Genomic DNA, 1600 nt, shown 5'->3' on the forward strand with positions numbered 1-1600 from the left:
CGCTCGTCCAGCAGGGTCTTGAGAATGGCAGCCGGGGTCTGGGGCGGGAAGATGCGGCTGTAGTGCATCAGCCCCAGCCGCCACAGCGCCGGAACCACCCCCAGCTCGTATCGGGAGCGGCGGTGCCCGGTGTCGCCGCGGGCGAACTCGGAGACCACGCCGGTGAAGCGGCGCAGCAGCTGGCCGTCCTGCCAGATGGCCAGTTCCACCGGCTGTTCGAGGACTTCACCGACACCGATCCCCGGATCGGTACTGGCCAGCTTGAGCTCGCCCTTGAACAGTTGCGACAGGGCTTCGGTGAATTCGAAGCCGACCACCACGAACAGGTCGGCGGGGAGTTGGCCCACACGGGCAGTGAACTGCAGTCCCTTTGCAGTAGGGAGGTTGGCCTCGGGCATGTCTTCGATCCTTGAAGCTGCATTGTCGGGGACACTGGTGTCCCCCGCCTTAACGCACATTGCTCATCCTGAGCAGGCCCTGATTATAACGGCTGGAGAAGAGATTAAAACCAGCCCGGGCGGAACCCGGTAACAGTTCGGGCGGAAAGGCGCTCAAGGCCGAAAAAGGGAACCCCGGTCAGAGACACGCGTACCCCGGGGCTCCCGCAAACCGGTCAGGCCAGTTGGTGCTCCTCGCCCTTGTAGTAGGCCTCAACCCGCGGGTTCATCACCTTCTTCCACAGAGGCGGGATGCAGGCCAGCACGATCATGGTGGCGTAACCGGCGGGCAGCTGGGGGGCCACTTCGTGATGACGCAGTACCTGGTAGCGACGCTTGGCGTAGGCATGGTGGTCACTGTGGCGCTGCAGGTGGAACAGGAAGACGTTGGTCAGGAAGTAGTTGGAGTTCCAGCTGTGCTCGGGCATGGTCCGCTCGTAACGGCCGTTGTCCAGCTTACGACGGTGCAGGCCGTAGTGCTCCAGGTAGTTGACGATCTCCAGCAGGGTAAAGGCGATAAAGCTCTGCCCCAGGAAGAAGACGGCCCCCAGCCAACCGAAGGCAACGGTGTAGGCCACCAGGGCCAGGGCGCTGATGCCGTACCACCAGATCAGCTCGTTGCGCCAGCTGAACGGTTTGAGCCCCTTACGGCTCAGGCGCTGGGCTTCCAGCTTCCAGGCGTTGAGGAAGTTGCGCACATAGGCCTGGGGCAGGAAGTGGTACAGGGACTGGTTGTAGCGGGACGACGACGCATCTTCCGGAGTAGACACATGGACATGGTGGCCGCGCAGGTGCTCCACCTTGAAGCCGGCGTAGCACACCAGGGACAGCAGGAAGCCTCCCGCCCAGGTCTCCAGCCGGTCGTCCTTGTGGATCAGTTCGTGGGCCACGTTGATGCCCAGGCCGCCGACAATGCCGATGGAGAACACCCAGCCGATGGCGCCCAGGGTACTGAACATCCCCGACGCCAACAACGTCATCGCCCAGACCTGCAGGCCGGCAAACAGCACCACCCAGCTCAGGGTGAGAAACTTGTAGAAGCGCTCCTTGTTCATTGAAGGCACCTCCTCCACCTCGTCCGGGTTCAAGGCGTCCTGCCCCAGCATCCAGTCCAGGATGGGGATGATCACAAACACCACCACCGGCGCGCCCCAGGCAAACAG

The 1600-nt window shown here is 63.1% G+C and carries 2 protein-coding genes; both read right to left on the bottom strand.

The window, feature by feature from the left end:
• Positions 1–398 (bottom strand): contractile injection system protein, VgrG/Pvc8 family (locus R3175_RS18070; protein ID WP_318945737.1); only part of this gene is annotated, 398 nt, incomplete at its 3' end.
• Positions 399–613: 215 nt separating this feature from the next.
• Positions 614–1600, bottom strand: a 987-nt coding sequence (locus R3175_RS18075) for an alkane 1-monooxygenase (RefSeq protein ID WP_318945736.1), incomplete at its 5' end; no start/stop codon positions are given.

It is taken from the genome of Marinobacter sp., from assembly GCF_033722735.1.
Taxonomy (GTDB): domain Bacteria; phylum Pseudomonadota; class Gammaproteobacteria; order Pseudomonadales; family Oleiphilaceae; genus Marinobacter.